The organism is Mesorhizobium sp. LNHC252B00 (genome assembly GCF_000502955.1).
Taxonomy (GTDB): domain Bacteria; phylum Pseudomonadota; class Alphaproteobacteria; order Rhizobiales; family Rhizobiaceae; genus Mesorhizobium.
The window spans coordinates 258,451-276,105 of the sequence record NZ_AYWO01000004.1; the positions used below are offsets into that span (position 1 = coordinate 258,451).

General features: G+C 62.5%; 17 protein-coding genes and 1 pseudogene. 10 read left to right on the forward strand and 8 right to left on the reverse strand.

What is annotated here, in order from left to right:
• Positions 1-124 precede the first annotated feature (124 nt).
• Entirely contained in the window at positions 125-502 is a 378-nt protein-coding gene (locus X744_RS161515; RefSeq protein ID WP_023758216.1) for a VOC family protein, read from the forward strand.
• A gap of 11 nt (positions 503-513) precedes the next feature.
• Here X744_RS161515 and X744_RS161510 read toward each other — a convergent pair whose 3' ends face one another.
• Positions 514-1,518: an inorganic phosphate transporter gene (locus X744_RS161510; RefSeq protein ID WP_023758217.1), complete on the reverse strand. Its 1,005-nt coding sequence runs from the start codon at positions 1,516-1,518 to the stop codon at positions 514-516.
• A 3-nt stretch (positions 1,519-1,521) separates the two neighbouring features.
• On the reverse strand, positions 1,522-2,163 hold the full coding sequence (locus X744_RS161505) for a DUF47 domain-containing protein (protein ID WP_023758218.1): 642 nt from the start codon (positions 2,161-2,163) through the stop codon (positions 1,522-1,524).
• A gap of 151 nt (positions 2,164-2,314) precedes the next feature.
• Here X744_RS161505 and X744_RS161500 point away from each other — a divergent pair, with 151 nt between their 5' ends.
• The 9 genes and pseudogenes from X744_RS161500 to X744_RS161460 all read left to right on the forward strand — a co-directional run bounded on the left by X744_RS161500 (position 2,315) and on the right by X744_RS161460 (position 11,005).
• The gene (locus X744_RS161500; protein ID WP_023758219.1) at positions 2,315-3,214 is read left to right on the forward strand and encodes a LysR family transcriptional regulator; all 900 of its coding nucleotides are present in this window, start codon (positions 2,315-2,317) and stop codon (positions 3,212-3,214) included.
• Positions 3,215-3,345: 131 nt separating this feature from the next.
• On the forward strand, positions 3,346-3,825 hold the full coding sequence (locus X744_RS161495; RefSeq protein ID WP_023758220.1) for a formate dehydrogenase subunit gamma: 480 nt from the start codon (positions 3,346-3,348) through the stop codon (positions 3,823-3,825).
• Positions 3,822-5,378: an NADH-quinone oxidoreductase subunit NuoF gene (locus tag X744_RS161490; protein WP_023758221.1), complete on the forward strand. Its 1,557-nt coding sequence runs from the start codon at positions 3,822-3,824 to the stop codon at positions 5,376-5,378. The genes X744_RS161495 and X744_RS161490 overlap by 4 nt, the downstream gene beginning before the upstream one ends.
• A gap of 10 nt (positions 5,379-5,388) precedes the next feature.
• Entirely contained in the window at positions 5,389-8,301 is a 2,913-nt protein-coding gene (fdhF, locus tag X744_RS161485) for a formate dehydrogenase subunit alpha (RefSeq protein ID WP_023758222.1), read from the forward strand.
• A gap of 226 nt (positions 8,302-8,527) precedes the next feature.
• Complete coding sequence (fdhD, locus tag X744_RS161480; protein WP_023758223.1) at positions 8,528-9,358, forward strand: formate dehydrogenase accessory sulfurtransferase FdhD; 831 nt, start codon at positions 8,528-8,530, stop codon at positions 9,356-9,358.
• The gene (locus tag X744_RS161475; protein WP_023758224.1) at positions 9,348-9,659 is read left to right on the forward strand and encodes a formate dehydrogenase subunit delta; all 312 of its coding nucleotides are present in this window, start codon (positions 9,348-9,350) and stop codon (positions 9,657-9,659) included. The genes fdhD and X744_RS161475 overlap by 11 nt, the downstream gene beginning before the upstream one ends.
• Positions 9,660-9,973: 314 nt before the next feature.
• A pseudogene (locus X744_RS1000000173465) lies at positions 9,974-10,120 on the forward strand (carboxymuconolactone decarboxylase family protein); the annotation flags it as partial.
• 82 nt (positions 10,121-10,202) lie between these two features.
• Positions 10,203-10,565: a nuclear transport factor 2 family protein gene (locus X744_RS161465; protein ID WP_023758226.1), complete on the forward strand. Its 363-nt coding sequence runs from the start codon at positions 10,203-10,205 to the stop codon at positions 10,563-10,565.
• Positions 10,566-10,690: 125 nt separating this feature from the next.
• Positions 10,691-11,005: a hypothetical protein gene (locus X744_RS161460; RefSeq protein ID WP_023758227.1), complete on the forward strand. Its 315-nt coding sequence runs from the start codon at positions 10,691-10,693 to the stop codon at positions 11,003-11,005.
• 131 nt (positions 11,006-11,136) lie between these two features.
• On the opposite strand, the gene X744_RS161455 is transcribed toward X744_RS161460, so the two are convergent.
• From X744_RS161455 to X744_RS161430, 6 genes are all read right to left on the reverse strand, one after another.
• A complete protein-coding gene (locus X744_RS161455) occupies positions 11,137-11,628 on the reverse strand; it encodes an ester cyclase (protein ID WP_023758228.1) in 492 nt (163 codons plus the stop codon).
• Positions 11,629-11,659: 31 nt separating this feature from the next.
• Entirely contained in the window at positions 11,660-13,087 is a 1,428-nt protein-coding gene (locus X744_RS161450; protein ID WP_023758229.1) for a gamma-aminobutyraldehyde dehydrogenase, read from the reverse strand.
• A gap of 103 nt (positions 13,088-13,190) precedes the next feature.
• The gene (locus tag X744_RS161445) at positions 13,191-14,006 is read right to left on the reverse strand and encodes an ABC transporter permease (RefSeq protein ID WP_023758230.1); all 816 of its coding nucleotides are present in this window, start codon (positions 14,004-14,006) and stop codon (positions 13,191-13,193) included.
• On the reverse strand, positions 13,996-14,961 hold the full coding sequence (locus X744_RS161440; protein WP_023758231.1) for an ABC transporter permease: 966 nt from the start codon (positions 14,959-14,961) through the stop codon (positions 13,996-13,998). The genes X744_RS161445 and X744_RS161440 overlap by 11 nt, the downstream gene beginning before the upstream one ends.
• 223 nt (positions 14,962-15,184) lie before the next feature.
• Positions 15,185-16,183 carry an ABC transporter ATP-binding protein gene (locus X744_RS161435; protein WP_023758232.1) on the reverse strand — a complete coding sequence of 333 codons (999 nt, stop codon included), beginning with the start codon at positions 16,181-16,183 and terminating at the stop codon, positions 15,185-15,187.
• Between the two features lie 215 nt (positions 16,184-16,398).
• Positions 16,399-17,553, reverse strand: coding sequence for an ABC transporter substrate-binding protein (locus tag X744_RS161430; RefSeq protein ID WP_023758233.1), 1,155 nt, complete (start codon positions 17,551-17,553; stop codon positions 16,399-16,401).
• Between the last annotated feature and the right edge of the window lie 102 nt (positions 17,554-17,655).

Below are 17,655 nucleotides of genomic sequence, written 5' to 3' on the forward strand. Positions count from 1 at the left end.
ATGCATCCGCGGAAAACGGCAGCCAAGGTGACCGATCACTCCAGCAAGTTGACGGTCGCCAATCTGCCGGTGCGACCTATCTGCATGACCATGGTGAGCACAACAACCAGGGAAGGAGATCATCATGCTCGCAAACTTCAACGCAACGGCCAACCTCGCGGTGAAGGATCTCGCGAAAGCCAAGGCTTTCTATGAGGGAACGCTTGGCCTGAAGCAGGTGCACGATGAGGGCGGTGAACTGATCGTGTATAAAAGCGGCGACACAGCCATCAATGTCTATCATTCCCAATATGCCGGAACCAACAAGGCAACAGCGGTGACGTGGACCGTGGGCGACGAGATCGGCAATGTCGTCAAGGCGCTGAAGTCGAAGGGCGTCAGCTTCGAGCACTATGATATGCCGGGCTTGACACTGGAGGGCGACGTCTATGTCGGCTCCGGCATGAAGGTCGTCTGGTTCAAGGACCCAGACGGCAACATCCTGAACCTTGTGAACAGGTAGATGTCTTCACGTCACCTCGCCAGGCCGACAGCGAGGTAGGTGAGCGCCGAGATCATAGCGGTTGCCGGCAAGGTGACGATCCAGGCGATGACGATGCTGCTGGCAATGCCCCAGCGCACCGCCGAGACCCGGCGAGCGGCGCCAACGCCTATGATGGCGCCGGTGATGGTGTGCGTGGTCGAAACGGGAACTCCGAGCCAGGTGGCGGCAAACAGGGTGATGGCACCACCGGTCTCGGCGCAAAAACCCTGCATCGGATTCAGCCGGGTGATCTTCGAGCCCATGGTGTGAACGATACGCCAGCCGCCGAACAGGGTGCCGAGGGCCAGCGCCGACTGACAGGTGAGTACGACCCACAGCGGCACATAGAAAGTCGCGCCGAGCATGCCTTGCGAATAGAGCAGCACGGCGATGATGCCCATGGTTTTCTGGGCGTCGTTGCCGCCATGCCCGAGCGAATAGAGCGAGGCGGAAAAGAACTGCAGGACGCGGAAGGTGCTGTCGACCGCAAACGGCGACTGGCGCACGAAGAGCCAGGAAACGGTCAGGATCAGGACGAGCGCCAAGACAAAGCCGGTCGCCGGCGACACGACGATAGCAGCGACAGTCTTGCCGAGTCCCGTCCAGACGATGGCACCGAGCCCGGCCTTCGCTACCCCGGCACCGACAAGACCGCCGATCAACGCATGCGAGCTGCTCGACGGAATGCCGACCATCCAGGTTACGATGTTCCAGACGATGGCGCCGACAAGGGCGGCGAAAATCACCGCCGGCGTGACGACGCTGACGTCGACGATACCCTTTCCCACTGTCTCGGCGACGTGGAGGCCGAAGAACATGAAGGCAATGAAATTGAAGAAGGCTGCCCACAACACCGCATATTGCGGCCTCAGCACCCGGGTGGACACGATGGTGGCGATGGAGTTGGCCGCGTCGTGCAGGCCGTTGAGAAAATCGAAGAACAGCGCGACGACGACGAGGCCGACCAGCACGGGAAAGGCAATGGTGGCTTCCATCACCTAAACATTCTCGATGACGATGCCGCTGATCTCGTTGGCGACGTCCTCGAAGCGATCGACCACCTTTTCCAGCTGGCCATAGATCTCTGAGCCAATCAGGTAGGCCATCGGGTCGCTGCTGCCATGCTTCCTGAAGAGATCCTTCAAACCCTGCTCGTGCAGATCATCGGCCCGGCTTTCGACGCGCATGACCTCTTCGGCGATGGCATTGAGGCGCACGGTGTGCGCACCAACCTTGCTGAGCAGCGGAATCGCCTCGGCCACCAACTTGGCGGCGGCGACGATGACGCCGCCCATTTCCTGCATCAGCGGATCGAATTCCTTCTTTTCGAACAGCCTCACCGTCTTGACCGTCTTGTGCATCATGTCGATGGCATCATCCATCGATTGGATCAGGTCCTTGATGTCGCCGCGATCGAAAGGCGTGATGAAGGAGCGCCGCACCGCCAGCAGCACTTCCGCGGTGATATGGTCGGCTTCGTCTTCGAGATCGATGATTTTCTGGCACCAGCGCTCGATGTCCTTGCCCTGGAGAAGCTGCTCCAGCGCCTCGGCGCCGCCGACCACCGTGCGGGAATGTCGTTCGAACAGTTCGAAGAAGCGATCTTCGCGCGGCAAAAGCTTGCGGAACCAGCCCAGCATGGTCGATCTCCCAGTTTCATCCACATAGCGCCGCATTCAGCCGGGGGGAACAGCTAGCCGGCTTAAAGATGTGGATGCAGGCCAATTGCGCATGGCGCTTGCGATAAAATGCGATTTCCCCGACCTTGCGTCGAACGACCGGAAAGATCGCATGATCGACAAGCTGGAATTCTTCATTGCGCTGGCCAGGGAGGAGCATTTCGGCCGGGCGGCGGAATTGTGCGGCGTGACCCAGCCGACGCTGTCGGCCGGCATCAAGCAGCTGGAGGGCCAGCTCGGGGTGATGCTGGTTTTGCGCGGCTCGCGCTTCCAGGGGCTGACGCCGGAGGGAAAACAGGTCCTGGTGTGGGCGCGCCGGATCGTCGGCGACACCCGCACCATGCGCGAGGAGATGCGCGCTGCGCGCTACGGTCTTTCGGGCCGCATCCGCATCGCCGCCATCCCGACGGCTCTGGCCATGGTGGCGCGGCTGACGACGCCGTTTCGGGCAAAGCATCCGGGCGTCACCTTTTCGGTGCTGTCGCGAACCTCCATCGAGGTGCTGTCGCTGCTTGGCAATTTCGACATCGATGCCGGCATCACCTATCTCGACAATGAGCCGCTGGGACGAGTGACCAGCGTGCCGCTCTATGACGAGCGCTATCAACTGATCACCGCGATGGGAAATCCCTATTCCGATCGCGACAAAGTGACATGGGCGGAGCTCTCAAGCCTGCCGCTGTGCCTGTTGACGCCGGACATGCAGAACCGCCGTATCATCGACCAGCATCTGGCCGAAGCCGGCGTGCAGGTGCGGCCGACGCTGGAATCCAACTCGATGATCGTGCTGTTTTCACATATCCGGACCGGCAAATGGTCGTCAATCATGCCACTCAACCTCACGGAAACATTCGGCTTTTCCGAACCGATCCGGGCCATTCCGATCGTCGAACCGGACGCCAGCCACACGGTCGGCCTGGTGGCGGCGCCGCGCGAACCGCACACGCCGCTGGTCTCGGCGCTGTTGGACGAGGCGATGGCGCTGGCGGACGATTTCCACGCCCACCGCTAGGCTAACAATGCTGGATGGAGGACTGATAGAAATTTTCTATCAATCAACGAAACAGCTTTATTGATTCAGCGGGTTTCCTCTGATTTTGTAACGGCTTAGCGATAAAAGCTATCGACCAGGGAGGGCGCTGCTTGACGATGCAGCCTGCAAGTACCGAGATCACATCGCGCACAGCCGCGATCATCCAGGAGTTGAAGGGCCTCGAAGGCCCGCTGCTGCCGATCCTTCACGGCATCCAGGAAGAGTTCGGCCATGTGCCCAAGGATGCGCTGCCGGTCATTGCCGAGGCGCTGAATATCTCCAGGGCCGAGGTGCACGGCGTCGTCAGCTTCTACCATGATTATCGCAGCCACCCCGCCGGCCGGCATGTGCTGAAGCTCTGCCAGGCGGAATCCTGCCAGTCGATGGGTTCGGACGCCATCGCCGCCAAACTTAAACAGTTGCTTGGCATCGGCTTCCATGAGACGGCCCGCGACGGTTCGGTGACGCTGGAGCCGGTCTATTGCCTGGGCTTGTGCGCCTGTTCGCCCGCCGCAATGCTCGATGGCCAGGTGATCGGGCGGCTCGATGACGAAAAGCTCGACGAAATCGTTGCCGAGGTGCGCTCATGATCCCGCGTATCTACATTCCCGGCGACTCCGGCGCGCTGGCGCTGGGTGCCGAAAAAGTCGCGAAGGCGATCGCAAGTGAGCTTGCCGAACGCGGCATCGAAGCCAAAATCGTGCGCAACGGCTCGCGCGGGGCTTACTTCCTCGAACCGATGGTCGAAGTGGCGACCGCCAATGGCCGGGTCGCTTATGGACCGGTCAAGCCGTCTGACGTCAAAAGCCTGTTCGACAGCGGCTTCCTCACCGGCGGCCATCACAAACGCTGGCTGGGCGTGCCGGACAAAATCCCCTTCCTGGCCAAGCAGACGCGATTGACCTTCGCACGCTGCGGCGTCACGGATCCGCTGTCGCTCGAATCCTACAAGAAATATGGCGGGTTGAATGGACTGACGAATGCGCTGGGACTGACGCCGGCCGCCATTGTCGCCGAGGTGACCGAATCCGGGCTGCGCGGGCGCGGCGGCGCGGGCTTCCCGACCGGCATCAAGTGGAAGACGGTGCTCGATACATCAGGCGACCGCAAATACATCGTCTGCAACGCCGACGAAGGCGATTCAGGCACCTTCGCCGACCGCATGATCATGGAGGGCGATCCCTTCGTGCTGATCGAAGGCATGACGATTGCCGGTATAGCCACGGGCGCGACCAAGGGCTTTGTCTATGTCCGCTCTGAATATCCGCATGCGGTGGCGGTGATGAACAAGGCCGTCGAGATCGCCCGCAAGGCCGGTGTTCTTGGCGCCAGCGTGCTGGGTTCGGCCCATGCTTTCGACATGGAGATCCGGGTTGGCGCAGGCGCCTATGTCTGTGGCGAGGAGACGGCGCTGCTGGACTCGCTCGAAGGCAAGCGCGGCATGGTCCGGGCAAAACCACCGCTGCCGGCTCACAAGGGGCTGTTCGGCAAGCCGACGGTGATCAACAACGTCATCTCGCTGGCTTCGGTGCCTATCATCATGGACAAGGGTGCGGCCTTCTACAAGGATTTCGGCATGGGCCGCTCGCGCGGCACGATCCCGATCCAGATCGCCGGCAATGTCAAATATGCCGGCCTGTTCGAAGCCGCTTTCGGCATGACGCTCGGCGAGATCGTCGACGAGATCGGCGGCGGCACGGCCACGGGGCGTCCCGTCAAGGCTGTGCAGGTCGGCGGACCGCTCGGCGCCTATTTCCCGCGCGCGCTGTTCGACACGCCGTTCGATTATGAGGCCTTCGCGGCCAAGGACGGGCTGATCGGCCATGCCGGCATCGTGGTGTTCGACGACACCGCCGACATGTTGAAACAGGCCCGCTTTGCGATGGAATTCTGCGCCATCGAAAGTTGCGGCAAGTGCACGCCATGCCGCATCGGCTCGACGCGCGGCGTCGAGACCATCGACAGAATTGCCGCGGGCATCGAACCGGAGAAGAACCTCGCTCTGGTCACCGACCTCTGCAACACGATGAAATTCGGCTCGCTGTGCGCGCTGGGCGGCTTCACGCCCTACCCTGTCATGAGCTCGATCACCCATTTCCCCGACGACTTCAAGCCCGCGCCCGTGCGCGTGGCTGCTGAATAGGAGCTGGCAGATGAACATCAAGGCCGACTTCCCGTCCCTCGTCGAAGAGATCGACTACGGAACCCCGGAATCGAAGGCGCAGAAGCAGGTCACGCTGAACGTCGACGGCCGCAGCATCACCGTCCCGGAAGGCACCTCGATCATGCGTGCCGCGATGGAAGGCGGGGTCGAGATCCCGAAGCTTTGCGCCACCGACATGCTGGACTCCTTCGGTTCGTGCCGTATCTGCCTTGTCGAGATCGAAGGGCGCGGCGGCACGCCGGCCTCCTGCACGACACCCGTCGGCGAGGGCATGGTGGTGCGTACGCAGACCGAGCGGCTCGACGCCATTCGCCGCGGTGTCATGGAACTCTACGTCTCCGACCATCCGACTGGCTGGAACGAGAAGGCCGGAACCGGCGTCAGCGAATTCGATGCGGTGGCGAAGTCGATCGGCCTGACCGAGAACCGCTACGGCATCGAGGGCCGCAACCACGTCAAGCCGGAAGGTGGCGTGGCGCCTGGCCACGGCTCGCTGGCGGTCGATTACATCGCCCGCGATGAGTCCAATCCCTATTTCACCTATGACGCCTCGCAATGCATCGTCTGCTCGCGCTGCGTGCGGGCTTGCGAGGAGGTCCAGGGCACTTTTGCGCTGACCATCGAGGGCCGTGGTTTCGAATCCAGGGTCTCGGCGGGAATGCACGAGGCATTCATCGATTCGGAATGCGTTTCCTGCGGAGCCTGCGTGCAGGCTTGTCCGACCGATGCGCTGCGCGAGAAAACGGTGCTTGCCAAGGGCCTGCCGGAACGCTCGGCCGTCACCACCTGCGCTTATTGCGGCGTCGGCTGCTCGTTCAAGGCCGAAGTGAAGGGAGACGAGGTCATTCGCATGATGCCCTACAAGGAGGGCAAGGCGAACCACGGCCATTCCTGTGTGAAGGGCCGTTTCGCTTATGGCTACGCCACCCACAAGGACCGCATCCTGTCACCGATGATCCGGGAAAAAATCACCGATCCATGGCGCGAGGTGAGCTGGGAAGAGGCGATCGCCCACACGGCCAAGGAATTTCGCCGCATCCAGTACCAGTACGGACGCACCGCGATCGGCGGCATCACCTCGTCGCGCTGCACCAACGAGGAAACCTATCTCGTCCAGAAGATGGTGCGACAGGGCTTCCGCAACAACAATGTCGACACCTGCGCACGCGTCTGCCATTCGCCGACGGGCTACGGGCTCGGCCAGACCTATGGCACCTCTGCCGGCACGCAGGATTTCGACTCCGTCGATTACACCGACGTCGCCGTCGTCATCGGTGCCAATCCCGCTTCGGCCCATCCGGTGTTCGCCTCGCGGCTGAAGAAGCGGCTGCGCCAGGGCGCCAGGCTGATCGTGCTCGATCCGCGGCGCACCGAGATGGTCAAGTCGGCACATATCGAAGCGGATTATCATCTGCCGCTGAAGCCCGGCACCAATGTGGCCGTGCTGACGGCGCTTGCACATGTCATCGTCACCGAAGGTCTTTTCGACGAAGCCTTCATCCGCGAACGCTGCGACTGGACGGAGTTCCAGGATTGGGCGTCGTTCGTCGCCCTGCCGGAGAACAGCCCGGAAACCGTCGGCAAGCTGTCCGGCGTCGATCCAGAGGCGATCCGCGGCGCGGCCCGACTCTACGCCACCGGCGGCAACGGCGCGATCTACTACGGCCTCGGGGTGACGGAACACAGCCAGGGTTCAACCACGGTGATGGCGATCGCCAATCTCGCCATGGCCACCGGCAATATCGGCCGGCCGGGCGTCGGCGTGAACCCGCTGCGTGGCCAGAACAATGTGCAGGGCTCCTGCGACATGGGCTCCTTCCCGCACGAACTGCCCGGCTATCGCCATATCTCCGGCGAAGCCGTGCGCGACATCTATGAGACCTTGTGGGGTGTGAAACTGGACGACGAGCCCGGCCTGCGCATCCCCAATATGCTGGATGCCGCCGTCGACGGCAGCTTCAAGGGCATCTACATCCAAGGTGAGGACATTCTTCAGTCCGACCCCGACACCAAGCATGTCGCCGCCGGGCTGGCCGCCATGGAATGCGTCGTCGTGCACGACCTCTTCCTCAACGAGACGGCGAACTACGCCCATGTCTTCCTGCCGGGCTCGACCTTCCTGGAGAAGGACGGCACCTTCACCAACGCGGAGCGCCGCATCAACATGGTGCGCAAGGTTCTGGAGCCGAAGGCGCGCTATGCCGATTGGGAGGCGACGCAGGAGCTTGCCCGCGCGATCGGGCTGGACTGGAACTATCGGCATCCTTCCGAGATCATGGATGAGATCGCGATGACGACGCCAAGCTTCGCCGGCGTTTCCTTCGACTTGCTCGACCGTGTCGGATCCGTGCAATGGCCCTGCAATGAGAAGGCACCGCTCGGCACCCCGATCATGCACATCGATGGGTTCGTGCGCGGCAAGGGCAAGTTCATCCGCACCGAATATGTGGCGACGGACGAGAGGACCGGCCCGCGCTTCCCGCTGCTGCTTACCACCGGCCGCATCCTTTCGCAGTACAATGTCGGAGCGCAGACCAGGCGCACCGATAACATCATGTGGCACGGCGAGGACCGGCTGGAGATCCACCCGCACGATGCCGAGAACCGCGGACTGCGCGACGGCGACTGGGTCCGGCTGACCAGCCGCTCGGGCGAGACGACGCTGCGCGCGCTGATCACGGACCGGGTGTCGCCAGGCGTCGTCTACACGACGTTCCATCATCCGGACACGCAGGCCAACGTCATCACCACCGACTTCTCCGACTGGGCGACCAACTGCCCGGAATACAAGGTGACGGCGGTGCAGGTCGGCGCCTCGAACGGGCCGTCGGAATGGCAGCGCGACTATGACGAGCAAGCCAAGCAGAGCCGTCGCATCGCGAAACTGGAAGCGGCGGAGTAGCTGTGTCGAGGCATTCGACAGCAAGAGCTTCAATCTCGACGGTTGGTCGACCCCCACTCCGTCGAGCTTCGCTCGACACCTCTCCCCCGATCGACGGGGGAGAGGAAAGGCGCGAGCCTTTGCCGGGAGGCGCCCTTCCTCTCCCTCCGGAGGGGGGAGAGGTGGCGCTGCGCAGCAGCGACGGAGTGGGGGACGGCTTTTCCGGCAGGCCAGAGGGGCGTGCTGCGTGACCCGCCAACGCCAGCCAATCAGCCAGATTTCCCGTCTCGCGCACCGCGCCAGCGGCACCGCCGCAGCCGACCGCATGGTGCCGGAAGAGACGCCGGTTGCGTTCTCCTTCGCCGGCACCACGCATGCGGTGATGATGGCGAGCCCAGCCGATTTCGAGGATTTCGCGCTCGGTTTCTCGCTAACCGAAGGCATCATTGCGCAGCCCGACGAGATCGAAGCGATCGAGGTCGAGGACCATGGCGCCGGCATCGACATCCAGATCCGGTTGAAGGACACCGCCAATACGCGCTTCGAGGCGCGGCGCAGGCGATTGGCCGGCCCGGTTGGCTGCGGGCTCTGCGGCATCGAATCCATCGAAGAAGCAATGCGCTCGGTCAATGCGGTTAGTGCGTCGAAGCTTACGCTCGATGCCGACGATATCGCCGCCTCGGTCAAGCTTCTGTCGAAAGTGCAGCCTCTGCACAGCGAGACCGGAGCGGTGCATGCCGCCGGCTTCTATGTGCCCGGCAAGGGCATCGTCATGGCGCGCGAAGATGTCGGCCGTCACAATGCGCTGGACAAGCTGGCTGGCGCGCTGGCCAAGGCCGGCATCGACGGCGCATCCGGTGCTGTCGTGGTGACGTCGCGCGTTTCGGTCGAAATGGTGCAGAAGGCGGCTTCTATCGGCTCGGCCTTCATCATCGCCGTCTCGGCGCCGACCGCATTGGCCATCCGCACGGCGCAAGAGGCTGGCATGACGCTGGTGGCGCTGGTTCGCGGCGACGATTTTGATATTTTCACCCACCCCGACCGGGTGGTTTGCGGAGTTGCCAAGCATGTCGCATGACGAAGAACACATCATGAGCACCAGCGAGAAGCTGGTGCGCATGGCGAACCAGATCGCCGATTTTTTCCATTCCAAGCCGCGCGAGGAAGGCATTGCCGGCGTCGCAGAGCACATCAACAAGTTCTGGGAGCCGAGAATGCGGCGGCAGTTCTTCGAGATGCTGGACGGCGGCACCGCGGATTTCAACGAGTTGGTGGTTGCTGCCTCCGCCAGGATCAAGCGACCGATCACACCAGCCGAGGCCGACATCAGGCTCGGGCTCAAGGCTTCTCCGGCCGACATCGCCGCCTCGCAAAAATAATCGTCGAGCCACGCCGGCGTATATTCCTTATCGCTAAGGTTTGGGCTGCCCCGATCGGCGTTGCTCTGCTATGGTTTACGACCAGAAATCGTCAGGCCAGGCGGAAAACCTCGTGAGGCCGATCGAGACCCGATACGCTCGCAGCGGCGATGTGCGGCTCGCCTATCAGGTGGTCGGGCAGGGGCCGTTCGATCTCGTCTTCGTGCCGGGCTTCATTTCCAACCTCGACCTGCAGTGGGAAGACGAAGGCTATAGCCGCCTCTTGAAACGGCTCTCGGCCTTCTCGCGGCTGATCCTGTTCGACAAGCGCCGTGACCGAGGTGGACCGCGTGGAGGCGGTGGCGATGGCGGCGATCGTGCGCCACTGGTCGACGATGCTCAATGGCAGCCAGGTCGATCTCGCCACCTTCAAGAAGCAGACCGACGACCTGTTCGCCGCCGTCAAGGCGAAGTCGCAGTGAAGAAATCACTGCCCGGCGATGAACGCCGGGCAGCACTTCGACCATCAACCGCCCGTCGGAAGACGGGCCAATGGAGCATGAAATGCTGACCAAGACCCAAACAGTGAATGGCGCGTCGATCAAGAAGGCTATCGAAGGCCGTGATGGCAGGATGCTGTCGAGCTTCTATGCCGACGACGCGCTGGTGCGGGTGATCGACCGCAACAACCCACCGAGCAAGCCGCGTGAAATTCGCGGGCGCGCGGCGATAAGCACGTTCTGGGACGACATCTGCAGCCGTGCGATGACCCATAAGGTCGAAACCACCATCGCCGAGGGCGACAACCTCGCCTTCACGCAAGCCTGCGCCTATCCGGACGGCACCAAGGTGTTCTGCGCGGCGACGCTGGAGCTGAAGAATGGGCTGATTGCACGGCAGACCGTCGTGCAGGCATGGGACGAGTAGGTCAACGGCGAAGCTGCCCATCCCGATTGAATCGGGATGGGCTCTGTTTCAGTGCTGGTGCCTGATCCCGATCGGATTCCACTTTTCTGGATCATGCCCCGGCCGCAACCCCGGAGGAGAAGACAATGTTCAGCGCCAGATGGCAGATCGACGCCAAGTTCGGACACAAGCAGACCGTGCTCGACCTGTTGAAGAAATGGGAACGCGAGATCGGCTCGCAGGTCGGACTCGCCGACCTTGAGTTCAAGATTATGACCGGCTCGATCGGCGCCCGGGAAGCGACGGTCGAGTCGCACCACCAGGTCGAGAGCCTGGCCCAATTGGAGGCTTTCTTCGCCAAGATCGGCAAGATCGACGCGCACGCCAAGTGGGGCAAGGAGATGGAGCCCTACGTCGTGTCAGGCACCAGCCTGTGGAATATCTACCGCATCGTGGAGTAGTGCTCTCTTCTCGCCGCTTACGGGAAGAAGATGCCGGCAGACAGATCGGGGCAGAGGCCAGCTTTTAAAGGTTGGCCCTGCGTCATACCGGTCCTTCGAACCGTTCTTCCTGCTCCCCACGAACGGTGCCTCTACATCAGGCCAAGCTGCTTGTAGAAGCCGAGCGCGTCATAGTAGTCACTCTGGGTGGCTATCTTGCCGTCCTTGATCGAGAACATCGAAGCGCCGGTGAAGGAAAATTTCTTGCCGGTGGCGGCCGTGCCATCGGCCCAAGCGCCTGTGTTAGTGCCGGAAAACTCCCATTCGAAGGAGACGCGGTCGCCTTCCACCACAGGCGCGCCCTTCATCGTCCAGACGGCATCAGGAACGGCCTTGAGGAAGTTGTCGATGACGCCGGTCTTGGCGGTTTCCTTGCCTTTGACCGGGGTGCCGACCGAGGCATCGTAGTAGATGACGTCGTCGGCGAAATAGCTGGCGGCCTTGGTCGAATCATGGGCATTCCAGGCGGCGAGATAGGCTTCGACGACCGATTGGGCGGTGTCGGCAGCAAAGGATGGCCCAGTGGCCAACAGTGCTCCAGCGATGGCTGCGGATGACAGAAACTGGCGGCGATGCATGGTCATTCCTCCTTCTGAGTGCTTGCATTTCCAAGCGCTAGCTATGCGCAACCATCACGTGCCGGACGGCGGTGTAGTCCTCGAGCGCGTAGAGCGACATGTCCTTGCCGTAGCCGGACTGTTTCAGTCCGCCATGCGGCATCTCGTTGGTCAGCATGAAATGGGTGTTGATCCAGGTGCAGCCATATTGCAGGCGGGCAGCCGTCGCCATAGCGCGGGACACGTCCTTGGTCCACACCGAGGATGCAAGGCCATAGTCGCTGTCATTCGCCCAGTTTACCGCCTCGTCGACTTCGGTGAAACGGGTGATCGAGACGACCGGCCCGAACACTTCGCGTCGCACGATCTCGTCTTCCTGCAGGGCGCCGGCAACGACGGTCGGCTGGTAATAGAATCCGGAGCCCTCGCCCGGTTTGCCACCGGTGGTGATCTCGATGTGCTTCAGTTCCGAGGCACGCTCGACGAAGCTCGAAACACGGTCGCGCTGGCGGCGCGAGATCAGCGGCCCGATCTCGTTTTCGGTGTCGTCTGGGCGATTGTACTTGATGGTCGAGACGGCTGAGGACAGATCGGCGACAAGCTTGTCGTAGATCTTCTTGCCGGCATAGATGCGGCAGGCGGCGGTGCAATCCTGGCCGGCATTGTAGTAGCCGAAGGCGCGCAGGCCGTTAACCACCGAGCGGAGGTCGGCATCGTCGAAGACGATGACCGGCGCCTTGCCGCCGAGTTCGAGATGGGTGCGCTTGACCGACTTGGCGGCCGCCTGCAGCACCTTCTTGCCGGTGGCGACGTCGCCGGTGATCGAGATCATGTTGACTTTGGGATGGTTGATCAGCGTGTTGCCGACACTGTCGCCGCGGCCGAGCACGACATTGACCACGCCTTCAGGCAGGATCTCGGCAAGGATTTTCGCCAGTTTCAGGGCCGTCAGCGGCGTCTGCTCGGACGGCTTGAAGACGACGGTGTTGCCGCCGGCGATCGCCGGCGCCACTTTCCAGGCCATCATCATCAGCGGGTAGTTCCACGGCGCGATGGAAGCGACGATGCCGATTGCGTCGCGGCGGACCATCGAGGTGTGGCCGGGAATGTATTCGCCGGCGACGACGCCCGGCATCGAGCGCACGGCGCCGGCAAAGAAGCGGTAGCAGTCGACGATCGCCGGGATTTCGTCATTGAGCACGGCATTGATCGGCTTGCCGCAATTGAGCGCCTCGAGCGTGGCGAACTCCTTGGCGTCGGCCTCGATGCGGTCGGCGATCTTAAGCAAATAGCCGGAGCGCTGCGCCGGCGTGGTGCGCGACCACAGGAAGAACGCCTTTTCGGCCGCCAGTACCGCCGCCTCGATCTGTGCCTGGCTGGCCTCGGGCAGGTTGAGGATGGTCGCCCCGGTCTTCGGATTGAGGATGGGTTCCTCGGTTTCGGTGCCCTTCTCGAATTTCGAGCCGATCAGCATCTGGGTTTCCATCGGGTTCTCCTTGAACAGGAGCGAGTAGCGAATAGCGAGCAGCGAGCAGGTCTTGGCAGTCGGTTTCCCTATTCGCTATTCGCTACTCCCTATTCGCTGTTTTTCATTTCCCGCTTCCAGCGATCTGGTCGCCGTCGCGGGTGAGGTAATAGGCGGCAAGGATCGGCAGCAGCGTCACCAGCACCACGACCATGGCGACGACGTTGGTGACCGGGCGCTGGCGCGGACGGATCAGCTCTTCCAGCATCCAGATCGGTAGCGTCTGCTGCTGGCCTGCGGTGAAGGTGGTGACGATGACCTCATCGAAAGACAAGGCAAAGGCCAGCATGCCGCCGGCCAGCAGCGCGGTGGCGATGTTGGGCAGCACGACATGGCGGAAGGTCTGGAAGCCGTCGGCACCAAGATCCATCGACGCCTCGATCATCGAGCCCGATGTGCGGCGAAAGCGGGCGACGGCGTTGTTGTAGACGACGACGACGCAGAAGGTGGCGTGGCCTAGCACGATCGTCCAGAACGAGAACGGGATGTCGGCCAGCGAAAAGGCCGAGCGCAACGCAATGCCGGTGATGATGCCGGGCAGCGCGATCGGCAGGATGACCAGCAGCGAGATGGTTTCGCGGCCGAAGAATTTCGTCCGCGACACAGCCGCCGAACAGAGCGTGCCGAGGACGAGCGCTATCGCCGTCGAGATGGCCGCGACCCTGACCGACAGCGACAGCGCCTGCCAGACGTCGGGCCGGTTCCAGGTAACGGCGAACCATTGCGTCGTCAGCCCCGGCGGCGGCCAGACGAAACTCTTCTCTTCGGTGGTGAACGCGTAGACGAAGATCAGCAGGATCGGCAGGTGCAGGAAAAGCAGCCCGCAGGCGGCGGCCACCTTCAGGCTGAGGGGCGCGGATTGCGAGCCATCAGAGCGCATCGAAGGCCCCCATGCGCTTGGCGCCCCAGAGATAGAATCCCATGATGACGATCGGCACCACGGTGAAGGCGGCGGCGAGCGGGATGTTGCCGGCGGTGCCTTGCTGCGAATAGACCGCCTGGCCGATGAACAGCCGCGAGGTGCCGATGATCTGCGGGATGATGTAGTCGCCGAGCGTCAGCGAAAAGGTAAAGATCGAGCCGGCGACTATGCCCGGCAACGCCAGCGGGAACAGCACGTTGCGGAAGGTCTGTCCCGGCGAAGCCCCCAAGTCGGACGATGCCTCGACCAGATTGCCGGGCACGCGCTCGAGCGCCGCCTGTACCGGCAGGATCATGAAAGGCAGCCAGACATAGACGAAGACGATGAAGGTGCCGGTGAACGACACCGACAGCGAATTGCCGCCAACGACCGGCAGCGACAGCCAGGCGTCGAGTACCCACGACAGATGCAGCTTGGCGAGCAGCCAGGTCAGGATTCCTTCCTTGGCCAGGATAAGCTTCCAGGCATAGATCTTGACCAGGTAGCTCGACCACAGCGGCAGCATGATGCCGAGGTAGAACAGCGCCTTCCAGCGGCCGCGCGCATAGCGCGCCGCGTAGTAGGCGATCGGGAAGGCGACGACGGCCGAGGCCAGCGTGACCAGAGCCGCCATCGTCACCGTGCGCAGGATGATGTCGAGATTGGCGGCCTGGAACAGGTCGGCATAGGTCTTCAACGTGAACTCTCGGTTGATGAGGCCGGAAAACTCGTCGATGGAGAAAAAACTCTGCGCCAGGAGAGCGAATAGCGAGCCGATATAGACGATCCCGAGCCACAGCACCGGTGGCAGCAGCATGAGCAGCAGCAGGACCTTCGGCTTGCGCCAGAAGAGGTCCGACAGTGCGCCGCGCACGCCGCCGCTGCCCGGCAGGATGGCGGGGGTGGGATTGGAGTTGAGCGCGGCGATTGTCATCGGGCCGCTCTGTATTGCGGGAGATCATGAGACAGGTAGCGCTCTACGGCGCCCCCCTCTGTCCTGCCGGACATCTCCCCCTCAAGGGGGGAGATTGGCTGTCCATTCGGGTTTCGCCAATCTCCTACGTGGCAGAATTGGCGAGGCCGGGAAGCTACTGATCTCCCCCCTTGAGGGGGAGATGTCCGGCAGGACAGAGGGGGGCGCTTCGCGCAAACCTTCATCATGCCGGCTCATCCATCAGGTGCAGGTGCTCGCGGTTGAAGGTGAGCACGACCGCCTCGCCTTCCCCAGGCAAGGCCGTGCCGACCGGCACGATGGCGTGCAACCGCAGCCCGTCAGCGTCGAGTGCCAGCTTCGTCGTGGCGCCGAGATAATTGGTCGAGACGAGGCGGGCGGACACGCCTTCACCACTGGCCGCTCGTCCGACGCGAATGGATTCAGGGCGCAGGCTGCCCCAGCGATGCTGGCCGGAATAACGCTGGACGAAATCCGGCGGCAGTACATTGGATGAGCCGACGAAATCGGCAACGAAGCGGGTCTTCGGCCGCTGGTAGATATCCTCCGGCGTACCGATTTGCATGATCTTGCCGTCATTGAAGACGGCGACGCGGTCGGCCATCGACAGCGCCTCGCCCTGATCGTGGGTGACGAAGACGAAGGTGATGCCGAGGGCCTTCTGCAGCGACTTCAGCTCCTCCTGCATGTTCTCGCGCAATTTGAGGTCGAGCGCGCCAAGCGGCTCGTCGAGCAACAGCACCCTGGGCTGGTTGACCAGCGCGCGGGCGAGTGCGACGCGCTGGCGCTGGCCGCCGGAAAGCTGGCCGGGGCGGCGAGCGCCATAGCCGGGCAGCCGCACCAGAGCCAGCGCCTCTTCCGCAGCCTTGTGCCGTTCAGCCTTGCCGGCGCCCTTGACCATCAGCCCGTAGGCGACGTTGTCGAGCACATTCAGATGCGGGAACAGTGCATAGTCCTGAAACACGGTGTTGACGTTGCGGCGATAGGGCGGCACGCCTTCGGCGCGTTCGCCGAAGATCGAGATCGAACCGGAGGTCGGCTGCTCGAAACCGGCGATGAGGCGCAGACAGGTGGTCTTGCCGGAACCGGACGGCCCCAGCATGGCGAAGAATTCGCCCGGCGCGATCTCGAGATCGACCGCGTCGACGGCGCGAACGCTGCCGAAATAGCGCGAGGCTTTCTGGAAGGAAACGGCTGATGTCATGGTGCTGTCAGTCTGTTGCCGGTTTAGTTCTGTCGATCACCTCGCCTGCAAATCCTGGCAGGGGATGGCGAATTCGCGCGCCACTACACCTCCCCTCGATGGGGGAGGTCGCGGCAAAGGCCGCGGGTGGGGCGGCCTCATAGGCAAAATCGTGTCCGGGACCCCACCCCGACGCTGCGCGTCGACCCTCCCCACAAGGGGGAGGGTAAGAGCGCTTAACGACCGCCGATGACGCCGATATAGTCCGATACCCAGCGGTAATAGGGCACGCACTGGTCGTTCTGGGTGGTGCATTTCGACACCGGGGTCTTCCAGAACTTGATCTTGTCGAAATTGTCGTAGCCGTTGGTCTTGCAGCCGTCGTCGGTCAAAAGCTCATTGCCTTTGCAGGCGGCTGGCACGACGGGCAGCGAACCAAACCAGGCCGAGACATCACCCTGCACCTTGGGCGACAGCGAATGTTCCATCCACATATAGGCGCAGTTGGGATTGGCCGAATCGGCTTCCATCATCGTGGTGTCGGCCCAACCGGTGGCGCCCTCCTCCGGAATGGTCGAGGCGATCGGCTTCTTGGCGGCGACCAGCGTATTGACCTGGAAAGGCCACGAACCGGAAGCGACGACGCCTTCGTTCTGGAAATCGTCGACCTGGATAGCTGCGTCATGCCAGTAGCGGCCGACCAGGGTGCGCTGGACGCGCAGCAGGTCGAGCGCTGCCTTGTACTGGTCCTCATTCAGTTCGTAAGGATCCTTGATGCCGAGTTCCGGCTTATGGAACATCAGATAGTTGGCCGCATCCGCGATGTGGATCGGCCCATCATAGGCCTGCACGCGCCCCTTGTTGGATTTGCCATCCGGCAGCTTCATTTCCTCGAAGACGACATTCCAGCTCTTGGGAGCCTCCTTGAATACGTCGGTGTTGTACATCAGGACGTTGGGACCCCACTGGTAGGGAACGCCGTAATGGACGCCGCCGACGGTAAACCACGGCGCGTCCTTGAGGCGCTCGTCGACCGTTTTCCAGCTCGGGATGAGATCGGTGTTGATTGGTTGCACGCGCTTGCCGGCAACGAGGCGCAGCGAGGCATCGCCTGAGGCGGTGACAAGGTCGAAACCACCCTCGTTCATCAGCGAGACCATCTCGTCGGAAGTATTGGCCGTCTTGACGTTTACCTTGCAGCCGGTTTCCTTCTCGAAAGAGGTCACCCAGTCATAGCCCTTGTCGGTTTCGCCGCGTTCGATGTAGCCCGGCCACGCCACGATGTTGAGCTGGCCTTCGCCCTTGCCAAGTTCCTTGACCTGGGCGACGGCCTGGCCGGAGAAGGTCAGCGCGATCGTCAAGGCAGTGCATGACTTGAGGAATGAATTCATCGTCGATCTCCCATTTTGGCGCTTGACTGCGAAAGCCGGTTTTCGGTCCTCGCCAGGGGTCACGCGCAGCCTGAAAAAGTCAGTTCGTCCGTTTGGACTTGA